General features: G+C 74.3%; 10 protein-coding genes. 4 read left to right on the top strand and 6 right to left on the bottom strand.

Annotated elements, in window-relative coordinates; translation table 11 throughout:
* Positions 1 to 56: 56 nt before the first annotated feature.
* Positions 57 to 977, top strand: coding sequence for an SAM-dependent methyltransferase (locus E0504_RS28780; RefSeq protein WP_112108810.1), 921 nt, complete (start codon positions 57 to 59; stop codon positions 975 to 977).
* On the opposite strand, the gene E0504_RS28775 is transcribed toward E0504_RS28780, so the two are convergent.
* The 3 genes from E0504_RS28775 to E0504_RS28765 form a co-directional block, all read right to left on the bottom strand.
* Positions 941 to 2,794, bottom strand: a complete 1,854-nt coding sequence (locus tag E0504_RS28775) for a carboxylesterase/lipase family protein (protein WP_243657658.1) — start codon at positions 2,792 to 2,794, stop codon at positions 941 to 943. The genes E0504_RS28780 and E0504_RS28775 overlap by 37 nt on opposite strands.
* A 366-nt stretch (positions 2,795 to 3,160) precedes the next feature.
* On the bottom strand, positions 3,161 to 3,367 hold the full coding sequence (bldC, locus tag E0504_RS28770; protein WP_006540950.1) for a developmental transcriptional regulator BldC: 207 nt from the start codon (positions 3,365 to 3,367) through the stop codon (positions 3,161 to 3,163).
* Between the two features lie 152 nt (positions 3,368 to 3,519).
* On the bottom strand, positions 3,520 to 4,350 hold the full coding sequence (locus tag E0504_RS28765) for a hypothetical protein (RefSeq protein WP_020464584.1): 831 nt from the start codon (positions 4,348 to 4,350) through the stop codon (positions 3,520 to 3,522).
* Positions 4,351 to 4,765: 415 nt separating this feature from the next.
* Here E0504_RS28765 and E0504_RS28760 point away from each other — a divergent pair, with 415 nt between their 5' ends.
* Complete coding sequence (locus tag E0504_RS28760; RefSeq protein WP_071064923.1) at positions 4,766 to 5,866, top strand: Glu/Leu/Phe/Val dehydrogenase dimerization domain-containing protein; 1,101 nt, start codon at positions 4,766 to 4,768, stop codon at positions 5,864 to 5,866.
* Between the two features lie 299 nt (positions 5,867 to 6,165).
* Positions 6,166 to 6,372, top strand: a complete 207-nt coding sequence (locus E0504_RS28755; protein WP_018503970.1) for a DUF3073 domain-containing protein — start codon at positions 6,166 to 6,168, stop codon at positions 6,370 to 6,372.
* 383 nt (positions 6,373 to 6,755) lie between these two features.
* Here the strand turns inward: E0504_RS28755 and purM are convergent, their stop codons facing one another.
* From purM to E0504_RS28740, 3 genes are all read right to left on the bottom strand, one after another.
* Positions 6,756 to 7,919 (bottom strand): phosphoribosylformylglycinamidine cyclo-ligase, encoded by a 1,164-nt coding sequence (purM, locus tag E0504_RS28750; RefSeq protein WP_112107843.1) that lies wholly within the window; start codon positions 7,917 to 7,919, stop codon positions 6,756 to 6,758.
* Positions 7,913 to 9,880, bottom strand: a complete 1,968-nt coding sequence (gene purF / locus E0504_RS28745) for an amidophosphoribosyltransferase (protein WP_112107844.1) — start codon at positions 9,878 to 9,880, stop codon at positions 7,913 to 7,915. Before purF ends, purM begins: the two co-directional genes overlap by 7 nt.
* A 394-nt stretch (positions 9,881 to 10,274) precedes the next feature.
* A complete protein-coding gene (locus tag E0504_RS28740; RefSeq protein WP_131626129.1) occupies positions 10,275 to 11,390 on the bottom strand; it encodes a sterol carrier family protein in 1,116 nt (371 codons plus the stop codon).
* 164 nt (positions 11,391 to 11,554) lie between these two features.
* Here E0504_RS28740 and E0504_RS51430 point away from each other — a divergent pair, with 164 nt between their 5' ends.
* The gene (locus tag E0504_RS51430) at positions 11,555 to 15,646 is read left to right on the top strand and encodes a sacsin N-terminal ATP-binding-like domain-containing protein (protein ID WP_207974597.1); all 4,092 of its coding nucleotides are present in this window, start codon (positions 11,555 to 11,557) and stop codon (positions 15,644 to 15,646) included.
* Positions 15,647 to 15,651: the final 5 nt, after the last annotated feature.

Genomic DNA, 15,651 nt, shown 5'->3' with positions numbered 1-15,651 from the left:
GAGCACCCGCCTGGGCGACGGCGGCCAGGGGTGACTGCGACAGCCCGGAGGCGGGGATGGACGAGGCCACGCGCGCTGAGGTGAAATGGCCGGCGCACCGGAGTGCGCCCCAGGTCGAGCTGCGCACCGACGTCCCACATTCCGCCCGGATGTACGACTACTTCCTCGGCGGCAAGGACAACTTCCCCGCCGACCGCGAAGCGGCCGAAGACCTGATGGCCGTCTACCCGGCCACCAGGACGGCGGCGTTACAGGGCCGGTCGTTCATGACGAGGGCGATCCGCCACCTGGCCCGCGACGCCGGGATACGCCAGTTCCTCGACATCGGGACGGGCATCCCGACCAGCCCCAACCTGCACGAGACGGCGCAGGCGGCCGCCCCCGCGGCTCGGGTCCTGTACGTGGACAACGACCCGATCGTGCTGTCGCACGCTCGCGCCCTGCTGACGAGCACCCCGCGGGGCCGGACGGCCTACCTGGACGCGGACCTGCTCGATCCCAGCAGGATCATCCGTTCCGCCGAGCTGCGCGACATCTTCGACCTCGACCAGCCCGTCGCGTTGTCCCTGTTCTCGATCCTGCACTTCGTGCCGGACGACCGGGACCCGGCGGGCATCGTCCAGGAGCTGCTCGGGGCTCTCGCTCCGGGTAGCTACCTGGCGATCACCCACGCGACCGGGGATTTCGTGGCCCCGGAGGTCGCCGAGCTCGGCACCACGATCTACCAGGACCGCGGGATCCTCTTCCAGCCCCGGTCCCGCGCCGAGATCACCGCGTTGCTCGGCGACCTCGAGCTGGTGGCGCCCGGGTTGGTCCCGGCCCATCGCTGGCAGCCGGAGGACGGGTCGGCGGAGCTCACGGATGCCGAGGTCAGCAGCTACGGGGCGATCGCACGCAAACCCGTGAATCGCCCAGACGGCAACAATCACCGGGGCGCGGGTCAGCCCCAGAGGTCGCAGTGGTGTGCCACGGCGTAGCCGGACCGTGCAAGCAGCACGCCTGGCTCGAGGGCCAGCCGGTCCGGAACGGTCGAGTTCCGTTCCCCCGGCCAGGGCGGCCAGCCCGGCAGCACCCGCTCCCCGGATCCCACACCGACGGCTTCGGCGGGAGGCGTGTTCGGATCACCGGTGGCGGCGAACCGTGTCCAGTAGTCGACCATCGCCGCGGACAGCGCGCGCTCGCTGGCGGTCGCCCCCGCGTGCGGCGCGTCCGAGGCGGCGGAGCGGAACAGGTACGGCAGTTCCCCGGCGTGGGTGGCTCCCGTGGCCACGCTGTCGGTCACCGGGCCGAGACCCGGGACGTCGAACTCGTACATGAACGCCCGCCCGGGCACGACAGCCCCCGACCCGGGCTGGCCGCGGGGCTGGCTGAACAGGTCAGCGGAGTGCGCGGTCGGGCAGGCGAAGACCCGGTCGGTGATCACCTGCGCGAGCCGCTCGCGGGCGGGGACGGCCCCCGGCGGGTAGGCCGCGAGGACAGCGTCCGCCCGGTCGGGGATCTCCGCCCGGACGATCTGCGCGAACCGTTCGGCGGTGAGCTCCCCACCGGAGTCGTAGCTGGAGGTGAAGGCCCGCCCCTCGTCGCGCACCGTCCCGAGGAGGACCGGTACCCCCGCCGCCGAGCCGGCGGCGACGGCATCCACCGGGAAGCGGGGCAGCGTCCGGCTGCCGACCACCGGCGCCCAGGTCGGAGCGGTCAGGATGTCCGCCTGCCCGGAGCCGGCGACGATCTGCTCCACCGGCCGCGCCCGCAGGCAGTCGAGCACCCCGGCGGGGTCCGTACAGCCCATTCGGGCGGCGAACTGCTGGCCCGTGCCCTCGGCCGTGGCCATGGTCGGCAGCGACCACTGGCACGGCCCGCTCTGCATGACCGCCCGCTGGAACAGCCCGCGCGCGGACGGCGCTGCCAGCAGCCCGCAGACGTTCACCGAACCGGCGGACTCTCCGAAGATCGCCACGTTCCCCTGGTCCCCGCCGAAGGCGGCGGCGTTCGCCCGCACCCAGCGCAGCGCAGCGATGATGTCCGCCAGGGAGTACGAGCCCGCGTCGCCGCCCGACTCGGTGTTCAGTGCCGGCAGCGCGAGCTGGCCGAGCGCGCCAAGCCGGTAGTTGACGCCCACGAGCACGGCGGGCCCGCCGGCCGCGAACGCGGACATGTCCACATCGTTGGCCGATCCGGTGACAAAGCCGCCGCCGTGGATCCACACCAGCACCGGCAGCCCCGCACCGCTACCGCCAGTACCGCCGCCGCCCGCGGCCGGCGGCGTCCCGGTGGCCCGAGGCGCGTCCGCCGGCATGGTGACGTTCACGAACAGGCAGTCCTCGCTGGCGCCGGCTGCCAGTGGCCCCTCCTGCGGGCATGGATGGCCGCGCGCCGAGCCGTCCCGCACGCCGCTCCACGGGGCCGCCGGGGCGGGCGCCCTCCAGCGCAGCGCACCGACCGGCGGTGCCGCGTAAGGAAGCCCGTAGAAGGAGAGCACCGGCCCCTCGGCCACCCCGCGGACCTCGCCGCCGGTGGTCGCCACGACCGGCACGGCCGTCGCCGTCACCCCGCCGGGGCCCGCCGCGCCGACGCCTCCCGCCGCGCCGGTGCCCGCCCCCGATGCTCCGGGACGTCCCCCGGCCCCGCCGCCGCAGGCCGGACACAGGGCCACCAGCAGCACCACGGTGAGAAAGGCCAGGAGGGCACCCGGCATTCGGGCCCGCGGACCACGTCGACCCACGGCCCGGCCGCCGGCTGTTCCCACCATGCGAACAGCCTCACGGGCGCCGCCGAACCACGCAAGATCGCGCATGGCCCCAAGCTCCCGCGCGGCATGACGAACGCCGCCCCGAGTTGGGGCACGGCGAAGGCCGCCCCGAGCCGACATGGCGACGGCCGTCCCCAGCCGCCCTCCCAAGCCGCCGTTCCGGCCGCGACGCGGGTGCGTGCGCACCCGCGAGGCGGGCTGGAACGAACGAAACCGACGGACAGCATGGGTGCCGCCCGTCGGTTTCGACACGTGAACCACCACCGCCCTCCCGGAGCGGTGGAGAGTTCAGGCATATGGGACGTCCGCTCAGCAGGCGGGTCCGGCCGTCGGGTTGTTCGCCCGGCCGGGCAGCCGCCGAACGCCTGGTCCTACCAGGACGCCGCCATCAGCGCCGGTTCGGCGCAGTTATCAGATGTCACTTCCGATGCTCGGAACTCCCTTCAGCAGGGCACGCACCTCCGCCTCGCGGTACCGGCGGTGACCGCCCAGAGTCCGGATCGAGGTCAGCTTTCCGGCCTTGGCCCACCGGGTCACGGTCTTCGGGTCCACCCGAAACATCGTGGCCACCTCGGCGGGCGTCAGCAGCGGCTCGGCATCCGGCGTTCTCGTCGTCATTGCGTTGGCCTCCCGTCACAGAGCGTCGCTCCGTCCCATACAGATCGGGCATCCTTCGGGGGCATTTCGGACATGGCACGTCAGGACCATCTGCTGACTAGTCACAGCTCGTCCGAAGCGGAGGGCAACGCTGCGCTAACAGGCGGCGCCGATCAACTGGCAGATTCCCGTGACTGCAGGGGTCTCCACCTGATCAGCACTCGTTCGTACGCCTCGACCGCAAGGTCTGTTCGCCCACGGCGTAACGCGCTGACCGCCTCGACGATGTCCTCGACGGATGTGTCCCGCCGCAGCATGTCGTCGTCCAGCAGGTCAACTAGCCCGTCGTAGTCCAGTTCGACCCTGCTCTGCGGATGGAAGGACCCCAGCCAACGGGCCAGCTCGGCGACGCCCTCGATCGCGGGGGCGTCGGTGTTCGCCGCCCGGAGGGTCTCCATCGCCTCCACCGCGCGGCCGACCCGGCGGCGAGCGAGGCTCATCGTGGTCCGGTAGACCATGGAACGGTCGGCGCTGTCACCGGTGACCAACGCCCGCTCCGCTGGGTCGAACAGTACGAACCAGGTCGGCGGCACCATCCAGGTGCAGGTCTGGACATGGACCTTGATCTCGGGCCGGCGTGCCTTCCACCGGTCGAGCTCTGTCTCCGCCGGGTCCACCAGCCGGCGCGGGAGGAAGGCCTCGGCGACGCGCTCCGGCATCAGCCCGCGGAACTCCATCGCCGCCTGCCACACCCGCAGCTGCGTCGACCACGGGCAGACGAACATCAGGCCGTCCGCCCACTGGACGAAGGCGGACTCGTCGGCGACGTCCAGCGACGGCCGGACGGCCGCCACCAGCGCCACGACCCGCTCCCGCCGGGCGCCCGCGCGCCGCGAGGGCGGCCCCGAGGCCGCGTACCGCTGCCAACGGACGCGGTCCGCGGGCGGGAAGGCGGCCAATGGCTCGTAGACCCGCAGGTAGGCAGCGGGTGAGACGACAGCCACGCTAGACACCGGCCTCGACGGCGGCGTCACCCGCGATGCCCGCCGGCAGCGGGATCGCCACGGACGCCGACCCCCCGTGGAGGGCCGGAACAGGTGCGGACATGCCCCTGGATCCTGGCATGCCTCCGATCCTGGCACGGACCACGGACGCGGCGGGCCCGGCGGCGATGAGAGGTCGGGCAACCCGCGCGATCGCCCCGGTGAGACCCGGTAGCGCCAGCCGCACCGCAACCCCGCCGGACCCCCTCCCGGGCCGGCTCCGCGCCCGTCAGGGCCGCCCGGACGGCGGCGGCCCGCACGACAGGAGCCGCGCGGGCCGGGCCCGTAATGTTCGCCGCAGCGGCCGGCGGGAGCCCGCCGCGCACAGGGCTCACGGGCCGTCGGCTCGCGGAGCCGTCCGGAGGGAGGCTCGGTCATGTCAGCGGTGGTCGGCACGTCCACGGGAGTCTCGTCGGTGTTCGAGGCCGGCGCGGAGCACGAGCAGGTGGTGTTCTGCTCCGATCGGGCCAGTGGCCTGCGCGCCGTGATCGCCATCTACTCGACCGCGCTGGGGCCGGCGCTGGGAGGCACCCGGTTCCACGCCTATCCGGACGAGGCGTCCGCACTGGCCGACGCCCTCGCGCTCTCCCGCGCGATGGCCTACAAGGCCGCCTGCGCGGGCCTGGACCTCGGCGGCGGCAAGGCCGTCATCCTGGGCGACCCCGCCCGCGACAAGACCGAGGCGCTGCTGCGCGCCTACGGGCGCTTCATCGCCTCGCTGGGCGGCCGCTACGTGACGGCCTGCGACGTCGGGACGTACGTCGAGGACATGGACACCGTCGCCAGGGAGACCCGTTGGGTCACCGGCCGCTCGCCGGCGCACGGCGGCTCGGGCGACTCCGGGGTCCTGACCGCGTACGGCGTCTTCGAGGGGATGCGCGCCTGCGCCCGGCACCGATGGGGGACACCCTCGCTCGCCGGGCGCAGGGTCGCCGTCAGCGGGGTCGGCAAGGTCGGCCTGCGCCTCGTGGGGCACCTGGTGGAGGAGGGGGCGACCGTTCTGGCCGGGGATACCGATCCGGGCGCCCTGCGGCGGCTGGGCGCCCGCCATCCCGACGTCCAGCTGGTGGCCGACCCCGACGAGCTTCTCCGGGCCGAGGTCGACATCTACGCGCCCTGCGCGCTGGGCGGGGTGCTCACCGACGAGGTCGTGCCCGCGCTGCGGGCGGAGATCGTCTGCGGCGGGGCGAACAACCAGCTGGCCCACCCGGGCATGGACAAGGTCCTGTCCGACGCGGGCGTGCTGTACGCGCCCGACTTCGTGGTCAACGCCGGCGGACTGATCCAGGTGGCGGACGAGATCGAGGGGTACTCCCCGGAACGGGCCAGGGCCCGGGCCGCCCGGATCTTCGACACGGCGCTGGACATCTTCCGGCTCGCCGAGGCGGAGGGCGCCACCCCGGCGGTGGCGGCGGGACGCTTCGCAGAGCGCCGGATGACCGACATCGGCCGGCTGCGGGGCATCCTGCTGCCCTGACCGTCACCGGCGGGCACGCCCGGAACCCGTGTGCCAGCACGCCTTTCCCGCCCCCGGAAGCCGTGACGCTGGGCACATCGGGCACCGGCGCGCGGGCGTCGCGGCGGGCCCGCGGGCCCGCTGTCAGGGGAGTCCCGGGACCATCCGTAGGGGTCAGATGATCTCCGCCGTGTTGTCCGACGACAGGTAACTGTCGGGTTGGCGTGCCGAGTAGGCTGCGATCCCTGTAGTCTCGGGAAGCACGAGACAGTGAGAGCACCGGGGCGGGTCCCCGTCGTCATGTTCGAGGGGGTCGAGCCATGGGGCGCGGCCGAGCGAAGGCCAAGCAGACGAAAGTCGCCCGCGAGCTCAAGTACAACTCGCCCACTATGGATCTCGACCGATTGAAGGCGGATCTGGGCGCGGGTACTACGCGGGAGACCGAGAGCGACGAACCGTACTCGGATGACGACTACGGTTACGACGCCTACCTGGACGATGAGGACGAGCACCGCTCGTCCCGTTGAACCCGGGGCTGCCCCGGCCGACGCCGGGCCTCCGGGAAATCCGGGGGACCGGCTGCGACCACCTGGCGACAGGTGGTCGTCCATGTCGGCAGCAGATCGAGTCCGGTACGCCCGCCTCGCGCGGGCACACCGGGCGCCGAGCCAGGCTGGGCGGAACTGTCGGTGTTCCGTCCTAGAGTCTCAGAGGTCAGGATCTTCCCGACCGAGGAGCCTCCCATGTCAGTGATGGCCGGCCGCCCACGTGGATGTCCCGCGGGCAGGTGTTCGGGCTGGTCCGCACGCGGCCCCCGACGAGCCGGCTCGTGACCGGCCGCCTCTTTGCCCGGGCGGCCGTGGCGGGGCGAGCCGCACCAGGGCCGCCCGTGGCCGGGCCGCCGGCCGCGTCAGGGGTGGGTGCCCACGAGGCGCGCCACGCCGTCCTCTCCAGCTCCGCCGGGCAGCGGCTCGACCCGTCCCGCGATCCAGGCAGCGACGCCGCGGTCAGCCAGCGTCCGCACCACGGCCTCGGCCTCGGCGGGAGCGACGACCGCGACCATTCCGACCCCCTGGTTGAACGTGGCCTCCATGTCGGCCTCGCTCACCCCGCCGCGCTCGGCGAGCAGGCCGAACACGGCCGGCGGAGCCCAGGTCGATCTCTCCACGACGGCAGCCGTCCCCGGCGGGATCACGCGGGCCAGGTTCGCCGCGAGACCGCCGCCGGTGATGTGGGCGAAGGCGTGCACCTCGGCCGTCTCGATGACGGCCAGGCAGTCCCGGGCGTAGATGCGGGTGGGCGTGAGCAACGCCTGTCCGAGCGTCGTCCCCAGGGCCTCTTCGCGCCTCGCCAGTGCCTCCCGACCCGCCACGGAGACGCCTCCGGGCTGGTCAGGCTCGACCGGACCGAACAGGATGTGTCTTACCAGCGAGAAACCGTTGGAGTGGAGACCGGATGACCCCATCGCGACCACCACGTCCCCCGGCCGGACCAGCTCCGGCCCGAGCACGGCGTCGGCCTCGACGACCCCGACCCCCGTCGCGGCCAGGTCGTAGTCGTCGATTCCCATGAGGCCGGGGTGCTCCGCGGTCTCGCCACCCACCAGGGCGCACCCGGCCTGCTCGCAGCCGGCGGCGATCCCGGCGACGATCGAGGCGATCCGCGCCGGCTCGAGGGAGCCACAGGCGATGTAGTCGAGCAGGAACAGCGGCTCCGCGCCGCAGACAACGAGATCGTCGACCACCATGGCGACCAGGTCGATGCCCACCGTGTCATGGACGTCCATCGCCCTGGCCAGGGCGATCTTCGTGCCCACGCCGTCGGTGGACGAGGCGAGCAGCGGGCGCCGGTAACGGGCCACGTCCAGCGCGAACAGGCCCGCGAAGCCGCCGAGTGACCCGACGACCTCGGGCCGGGTGGCGCGGGCGACGTGCTGGCGCATGAGCTGCACGGCCCGGTCGCCGGCCTCGACGTCGACCCCGGCGTCCCGGTAGGAGACCGAGCGCCCCTCGGTGGTGCTCCCCTGGCCGCCGGCCTCTGAGCCCTGGCCGGATCCGTTGGCGTGCCTCACCACCGCGCGCTGCCCAGCGGTGCGCCGTCCACTGCCACCTCGTCCACTGTCATTCCGTTCACCGTGGCCCCGTTCGTGGCGACTCCGTTCGCTGCCATGCCGTTCGTGGCCACCCCATTGGCTGCCACGCCGTTCGTGATGGCTCCGTTCGTGGCCAACCCGTCGGCCGGTGCGCCGTCGACCGCCACGGCGTCGGCTCTCGTCCCGTCGGGCCGTGCCCCGTTCGCGCGCGCGGCGCCGACGTCCTGGGCGGGCTCGAGCGGGACGGGTTCGAGGTCGAGATCGAGATCGTGATTGTCGGGGGACGGGTCCGCGCCGTTCATCCCCAGGGTCACCCGCTCCCGGAGGGCCTGCGCGATGACCTCCTCCGTGGTCTGCGGCCCGAACGGCTCCAGCCGGTACTTGCCCAGCTTGTCCGAGTCGGCGAGCGGAACCGGGTAGATGCCGTCGAAGCAGGCCCGGCACAGCGCGTCCGCCGGCTGCTCGGAGGCCTCCACCAGCTCCTCGAGGGAGACGTAGGCGAGCGAGTCGGCGCCCAGCGAGCGCCGGATCTCCTCCACGCCACAGCCGCTGGCGATCAGCTCGGCGCGGGTGGCGAAGTCGATGCCGTAGAAACAGGGCCACCGCACCGGGGGCGACGAGATCCGCACGTGCACCTCGGTCGCCCCGGCCTCGCGCAGCATCCGCACCAGGGCCCGCTGGGTGTTGCCACGCACGATCGAGTCGTCCACGACGACGAGCCGGCGGCCCTCGATGACGTCGCGCAACGGGTTCAGCTTGAGCCGGATGCCCCGCTGGCGGATGGTCTGCGACGGCTGGATGAACGTCCGCCCGACGTAGGAGTTCTTGACCAGGCCCTCACCGAACGGGATGCCGGACGCCTCGGCGAAGCCGACCGCGGCCGGCACACCGGACTGCGGGACCGGGATCACCAGGTCGGCCTCGACCGGTGCCTCCCGGGCGAGCCGCCGGCCCACCTCGACCCGGGTGGCGTGCACCGACCGGCCACCGATCGTCGTGTCCGGGCGGGCGAGGTAGACGTACTCGAACAGGCAGACATGCCGGTCGGCCTGGGCGAACGTGAGCGAGCGCGGGCCGCCTGCGTCGATGACGACCAGCTCACCGGGCTCGATCTCGCGGACGAAGCGGGCGCCCACGATGTCGAGCGCCGCGGTCTCGCTGGCGACGATCCACGCGCCGTCCGGCCGGTCGTCGAGCCGGCCCAGCACCAGTGGATGGATGCCGTGCGGGTCCCGCGCCGCGTACAGGGTCGACGCGTCCGCGAACGCCAGCGAGAAGGCCCCCGCCAGCCGGGGCAGGACGTCCATCGCGGCGTCGACCAGGGTCGGGCCAGGATGCGCGGCGAGCATCGCGGTGATCAGGTCGGAGTCGGTGGTGGCGCCCTGGCCGCCCTCGCTGTCGCCGAGCGACCCGGCCAACTCGATGATGTTCGTCAGGTTGCCGTTGTGGCCGAGCGCGATCGGCCCGCCGAAACCCGCCGTCCGGTAGGACGGCTGGGCGTTCTCCCAGGTGGACGAGCCTGTGGTCGAGTACCGGGTGTGCCCGACGGCCACGTGCCCCGACAGGCTGGAGAGGGTGATCTCGTCGAAGACCTGGGCGACCAGACCCAGTTCCTTGAACACGACGACGGTGCGGCCGTCGCCGACCGCCATCCCGGCGGCCTCCTGGCCGCGGTGCTGGAGGGCGTAGAGGCCGTAGTAGGTGAGGTTCGCCACGTCCTCCCCGGGCGCCCAGACACCGAAGACGCCACAGGCGTCGCGCGGGCCGGGATCGTCGTCGAGAAGATCGCTGTCGAGAGGATCACCGCCGAGAGGATCACCGTTGCGCGGGGCACCGTGGAGAAGGCCGTCGCGACGGCGGCCGTCGCGAGACTGCGGCGGGCGGCGGACGGACGTCGACTCCCGGCGAGATGCGGGGTCGTCGCTGTGGGCGACGTGTGGCACCAGGTCTCCTAGAGAGGTCAGGGTGACCGAGATGTCGGGAGGAACGGGGCGGGTTCAAGGCAATGTCGTGACACCCCCGGGCATGACGACACTCACATCAACCGACAGCCACGGGAAGCACCCCGGGACCACCCGACGTTCACGCCCGCCCTCGACTCCCCACATAACCAACGCTAGCAGCGGGGACGCCGATCGGCCGGTCGAGCGCGATCTCCCCCGTCACGCGACGCAGAGGTCACAAAGAAAACACGACAAACACGCACACCGGCCCGCCCGGTTGCGACCAGACAAACATCCAGGCGCCGTCAGGCGGACGGCGGGTGCCGTCGAGCGGGCGGCGGATGCCGTCAGGGCAGGCCGGCCCGGTGCTGTCCGGCAGGCGGGCCGGATGCGGTCAGGCGAGCAGCGGCAGCAGGAACCGTAGATCGGCACGCTCACCGCTGGCGCGGATCCGGCCGTCGGCGAGCGCCGCCTCCCAGGCCAGCCGGCCCGTCGCGATCAGGACGAACGCGGCCGGGTCGGCCTCGACGACGTTCGGCGGTGTACCGCGGGTGTGCCGAGGCCCCTCGACGATCTGCACGGCGGAGAAGGGGGGCACCCGCAGCTCCACCGCGTGCCCCGGAGCGCGCTGGGCGAGCATCGACGTGAACAGCCGCACGACGGTCTTCAACGCGGGGCGCGCCGGGGGCACACCCAGGTCCAGGCCGTGGACGACCGCTTCCACCGCTCGGGTGAGCAAAAACTCACCCAACCGCATACGCCCACCCGGGGTGATCACCAGCCGGTCGGCGATCTCGTCCGGTGGGAGGCGAGCCAGGTCCGCCGCAGCGCCCGCGGCGGCGTCCCGGAAGGCCACGCGCACCGCCTCCGGAGCCTGGCCGGCGGCGAGATCCCGGACCGTGGCCGCGATCGCCCCGGCCCGGGCTCCGGTGCCGGCCAGGTAGTCGGCCGCGGTCACGAGCGGCGCACCGCCGGTCCGGGCCAGGCTCGACTCCGCTCCCGAGCCGCCCGCCGGTCCTCCGCCCGAGCCGCCCGCCGGTCCTCCGCCCGAGCCGCCCGCCGGTCCTCCGCCCGAGCCGCCCGCCGGTCCTCCGCCCGAGCCGCCCGCCGGTCCTCCGCCCGAGCCGCCCGCCGGTCCTCCGCCCGAGCCGCCCGCTGATCCCCCGGCCAGGCTGGGCGTTGATCCCCTGGCCAGGCCTGGCGCCGGGTCCCCGCGCAGCGCGGCGCTGAGGGTGAGTGCCGAGCGCGCGGTGTGCAGCACGAGCTCGGCGGTAGTCCAGCCGGGCAGTGCGCTCGGGGCCGCGAACGCCTCGTCGGGGAGCCCGCCGACGTGGCCGGAGATCGCCTTCCACTGCTCCTCCAGGGCCCCTGGCAGCGCCGGAGCGAATCCCGCCGCGCCGCCGCGCCCCCCGCGCCGCGCCGAGCCCCCCCGCCCCGCGCGACCCCGCGCAGTACCTTCCCGGGCCGCGCCGCCGCGCGCATCGCCGTCCTGCGCATCGCCCCGTGCCACCGGACTCGTCTCCCCTCTCGTGCGTGCCGCCGTCCCACCGCTGTCCCACCGGCGTCCACACGGCGCTCGCGCACAGCGGTCCCGCGCGGCGGCGGCGTCTCTCGGGACGCCGGTCGCGGCACCCCTCGCCGCTCGGCCGTCCCGCCACGGGCGAGGATGAGGCCGTGGATGCCACCCCGTTCGACACCGCGGCGCTTCGGGCACGTGTCATCGAGGCGTGGGCCGCCTCCGCGAGCCGCTTCCGGGAGGACGCGAACGCCGAGGAGGACGCCGCTCTCGGCGCCTACCGGGACCGCCTGCTCGTCGAGCTCCTCCAGAACGCGGTCGACGCGGCGGCGGCCGCCGGTGTGCCGGCAAAGGTACACATCAGGCTCACGTCGGAGCAGCACCCGCACGGCGGGCCGGGTGGGCTGCTCGAGGTGGCGAACACCGGCGCCCCGCTGACCGCCGCCGGCGTCGAGGCCCTGTCGACGCTGCGCGCGTCCGCGAAGCGCGACGTGCAGGCAGTCGGCCGCTTCGGCGCCGGCTTCGCCGCGGTCCTCGCGGTGACGGACACGCCGTCGATCGTCTCCCGGGCGCCCTCGGGCCCCGGCGACGCGGCGGACTGGCGTGACGCCGACCAGCACAGTACGGACCAGCACAGTACGGACCTGCGCGGGGTGGAACGGCACGGCGTGGCGTGGCGCGGGGTGGAGTGGTCGCGCCAGCGCACCGCCGACCTGGTTGTCGCGACGGGCGCGGACGCACTGCGCCGCGAGCTCGACCGCCGCGCCGGCGCCGTGCCCGTCCTGCGCCTGCCCTTCGACCTCGGCGACCCGGCGTCCGGGCCCGGCGACGGGTTCGACACCGTCGTCCGGCTGCCGCTGCGGGACACGGCGGCGGCGGCCACGGCACGCGAGCTCATCGCCGCGTTCGACCCCACGCTGCCCCTCGTCCTGCCCGGCCTTGAGGAGATCGTCGTCGAGGTGGACGGCGACGTCCGAACCCACCGGTGTGTCTGGGAGCCGGTGCTCCCCGGGCCGGACGGAACCGACCTCGAAATCGCCACCGTCGACGGCACGCGGTGGCGCGGCTGTGTCCACCGCGGCTCGATCCCGTCCGAGCTGCTCGCCGACCGCCCGGTCGAGGAGCGTGACAGGACCACCTACAACGCCCGGGTGATGATCCCGGACGGCGGCTGGCCCGCCGAGGTGGCGCAGGTGGTGCGCGCGCCGCAGCCGACCGACGAGGCCGTCGGCCTGCCCGCGCTGATCAGCGTCGACCTGCCGCTCGATCCGTCCCGACGGCACACCGTGCCCGGGCCCCTGCGGGACTGGCTCACCGACCGGCTCGCCGACACGGTCGTCGCGCTCGCCGCTCACCTGGCCACCGCCCGACCGGACGGCGCCGAGAGCGGTGACCACGGCGCGGACGGGGAGCGCCACGCGGCTCCCGATCCCCTCACCGTCCTGGACCTCGTGCCGACCGGGCTGCCCCGCAGCGAGGTGGACGGCCGGCTGCGCGACCGCCTGCTCGCGCTGCTGCCGGACGCCCCCGTCCTGCCGGGCGGCCGCCGCGGCCGGGACTGCCTCGTCCTGGACCTCGGCCCCGCCACGGACGCCGTCACCGACCTGCTGCGCGCGGGCGCCGAGACGGGCTCCGGCACCGACCTCACCGGGGGCGGGGCGGGCGCCGGTGACCCCCGCCATCCGGACGGCGCGGCCCTGACAGACCTGGCGGACCTGGACCTGGACCGGACGGAGATGACGGACCCGGACCTGGCGGACTTTGCCGCGGCGGGGAAGGCTGACGAGGCCGCGGCCGACGAGGCCGTGCTCGACGGGCTGCTGCCGGCCGAGTTCGCCACCCGGCGCCGCCGGCCCGCCCTCGACCTCCTGGGCGTCCGCCGCCTGGACACCGGGGCCGTCGTCGAGGTCCTGCGCGGCATGCGGCGGACGCCGTCCTGGTGGGCCGGGCTGTACCCGCTGTTGCTGACCGCACCCGACCGGGACGCCCTGGGCGCGCTGCCGGTTCCGGTCGTGGTCGTGCCCGACGGCGACGACCTCGGCTCCACGCCGGCCTTCGCCCATGCTGATCCGTCCACCGGGACCGGACCGGACGGGGGTGGAGCCGACCTGGCGACACCACCCAGCCGGATGGTCACCGGACCGCGCGGGGCCCTGCTACCCACCCCCGATCTGGACGTGGTGGCCCTGGCCCGATCGGGGCTGCCGCTGCGCGTCGTCCATCCCGACGCGTGCGCGGGTACGGCCCGCGACGCGCTGCGGACCCTGGGCGCCTCGGAGGGCACGCCGGCCGGGGTGCTGCGGGACCCGGCGGTACGCGAGGCCGTCACCCAGGCCGACCCCGACGACGACCCCGGCGAGCTGGACGCCCTCGCCGCCGCCGTACTCGCGCTGGTGCGCGCGATTGTCCCGGATGGACACACCGCTCATCCGGACGAGCACGCCACCAGTTCAGACGGGCGCACCGTCCATTCGGACGGGCACGACCGCAATGACGGGCTGGACGGCGGCGGCTTCCCGTCCGACACCGTGGGTGATCCGCACCCGGAGCAGGGGCCGTCCGCGATGCCGTCGTGGCTGGGTGGGCTGCTGCTCCCGGAACAGGGCGGCGGCTTCGCGCCCGCGTCCGAGCTGGTGATCGCCGACGGACCGCTCGACCGCCTGCTGGCCGAGGACGCGCCGTTCGGCGCCCTGGACCCACGGCTGAGCACCGCCTGGCCGGACCATGTCCTCGAAGCCGTCGGCGTCCTGCGGACCTTCGGCGTCCTCTACGCGTCGGACGTGACCCTCGACCCGGACGAGCCCGTCCTGCTCGAGCTTGACGACAGCGACACCTGGGCGGACGACGTCCACGATGCCGCCGACCGGACGGGGGAACGGGGCACCGCGGCTTCCGGTGACGGGCGAGGCTCCGGCCGCGGGCCCGGCGCGGCTGGCGTGCCGGGTGGACACGGTGTGCCGGGAGCGCACGGTGTGCCAGGGGCGCCGCGGGTTGTCCGGCATTTCGCGGCCGTCCGCGACCTTGAGCTCGTCGACCCCGACGCATGGCCGGAGGCGCTTGCGGAGCTCGCCCGCCCGCCCCTGCGCCGGGTGGTTCTCGGCGCCGAACCCTCGTACACCCGCTGGTGGCTGGCCCGGCACGCGCTGCTGCCGGTGGATGGCGACCCGGACACCCGGCTCCCCCCGGGCGAGCTCGTCCTGCCCGGCGCCGATCCGTTGCTGACCGGGCTGTTCGCGCCGGGTGCGCCGCTGCCGGGCGTCGACCCGGAGCTGCTGCGCCGGCTCGGCTGCCGGCTCACCCTCGACGACGTGCTCACCGACCCGGACGCGGTGATCGACCTGCTGGACCGGCTCGGCGACGCCGACCGCGAGATCGGCTGGCCGGCGGCCCGGACGCTCTACATGGCCGCGGTGAGCGCGGCCGGCCTGCTCGGGGCCGACCCCTCCGGCACGACCGGCCCAAGGCTGGATCCGCCGCTGACCGTACGAACCCCGACCGGGGTGTTCCGCTCCGCCGACGTGGTGGTCGTGGACGCACCGGACCTGCTCGAAGTGATCGGCGCCGACCATCCCGCGCTGCGCCTGCCACTGGATCGCGCCGCCGAGGCCGCGCACATCCTCGGGCTGCGTCTCGCCTCGGAGCTGGCCGACTTCGCTGTACTGGACGAATCCACTGGACTGGGTGGATCCGCTGGACTGAGCGAATCCGCTGGATTCGGTGGATCCGCTGTTCTGATCGACAGCACCGTTCAGGCCGGCGGTTCCATCGCTGGCAGCGCTGTCTCGGCCGGAGCCGGCACCGGTCGCGGTGGTACCGGTGGCGGTGGCGTCAGTGGCGTCCGCGGTGCGGTTCCGGGCAGGGCCGTGACGAGGACCGTCATGGTGGCCGGCAACGCGGTCGTCGTCGGGAGCGCGACCCTGGTCGGGGCCGCGGACACCCCGGATTCGCTCGACGGGGTCGACCTGGCCGCGGTGCCGGGCGCCGCACGTCCCCTCGTCGCGCGGTACCAGGTCCATCCCGAGCTGTGGATCTCAAGCCTGGGCGGGGGACGGGTCCGGGTGCCGTGGCGGGTCGTCGGCGGCATCGGCGGTGAGATCCACGTCGACGCCGAGGCCGGCACGGACGCGCTCGCCCGGGCTCTGGCCTGGCGGGCCGGCCAGTGGGAGCGCCGGCACGGACTGGCCGCCGCGTTGCGGGATCCCGACGGCGCCGGCCGCCGTCAGGCCGAGGACGACCTCGACGATCTTTGACTTCT

Source organism: Parafrankia sp. BMG5.11 (assembly GCF_004337455.1).
The sequence above is the reverse complement of the archived record's forward strand: the minus strand, read 5'-3'. Positions and strand labels throughout refer to the sequence as shown.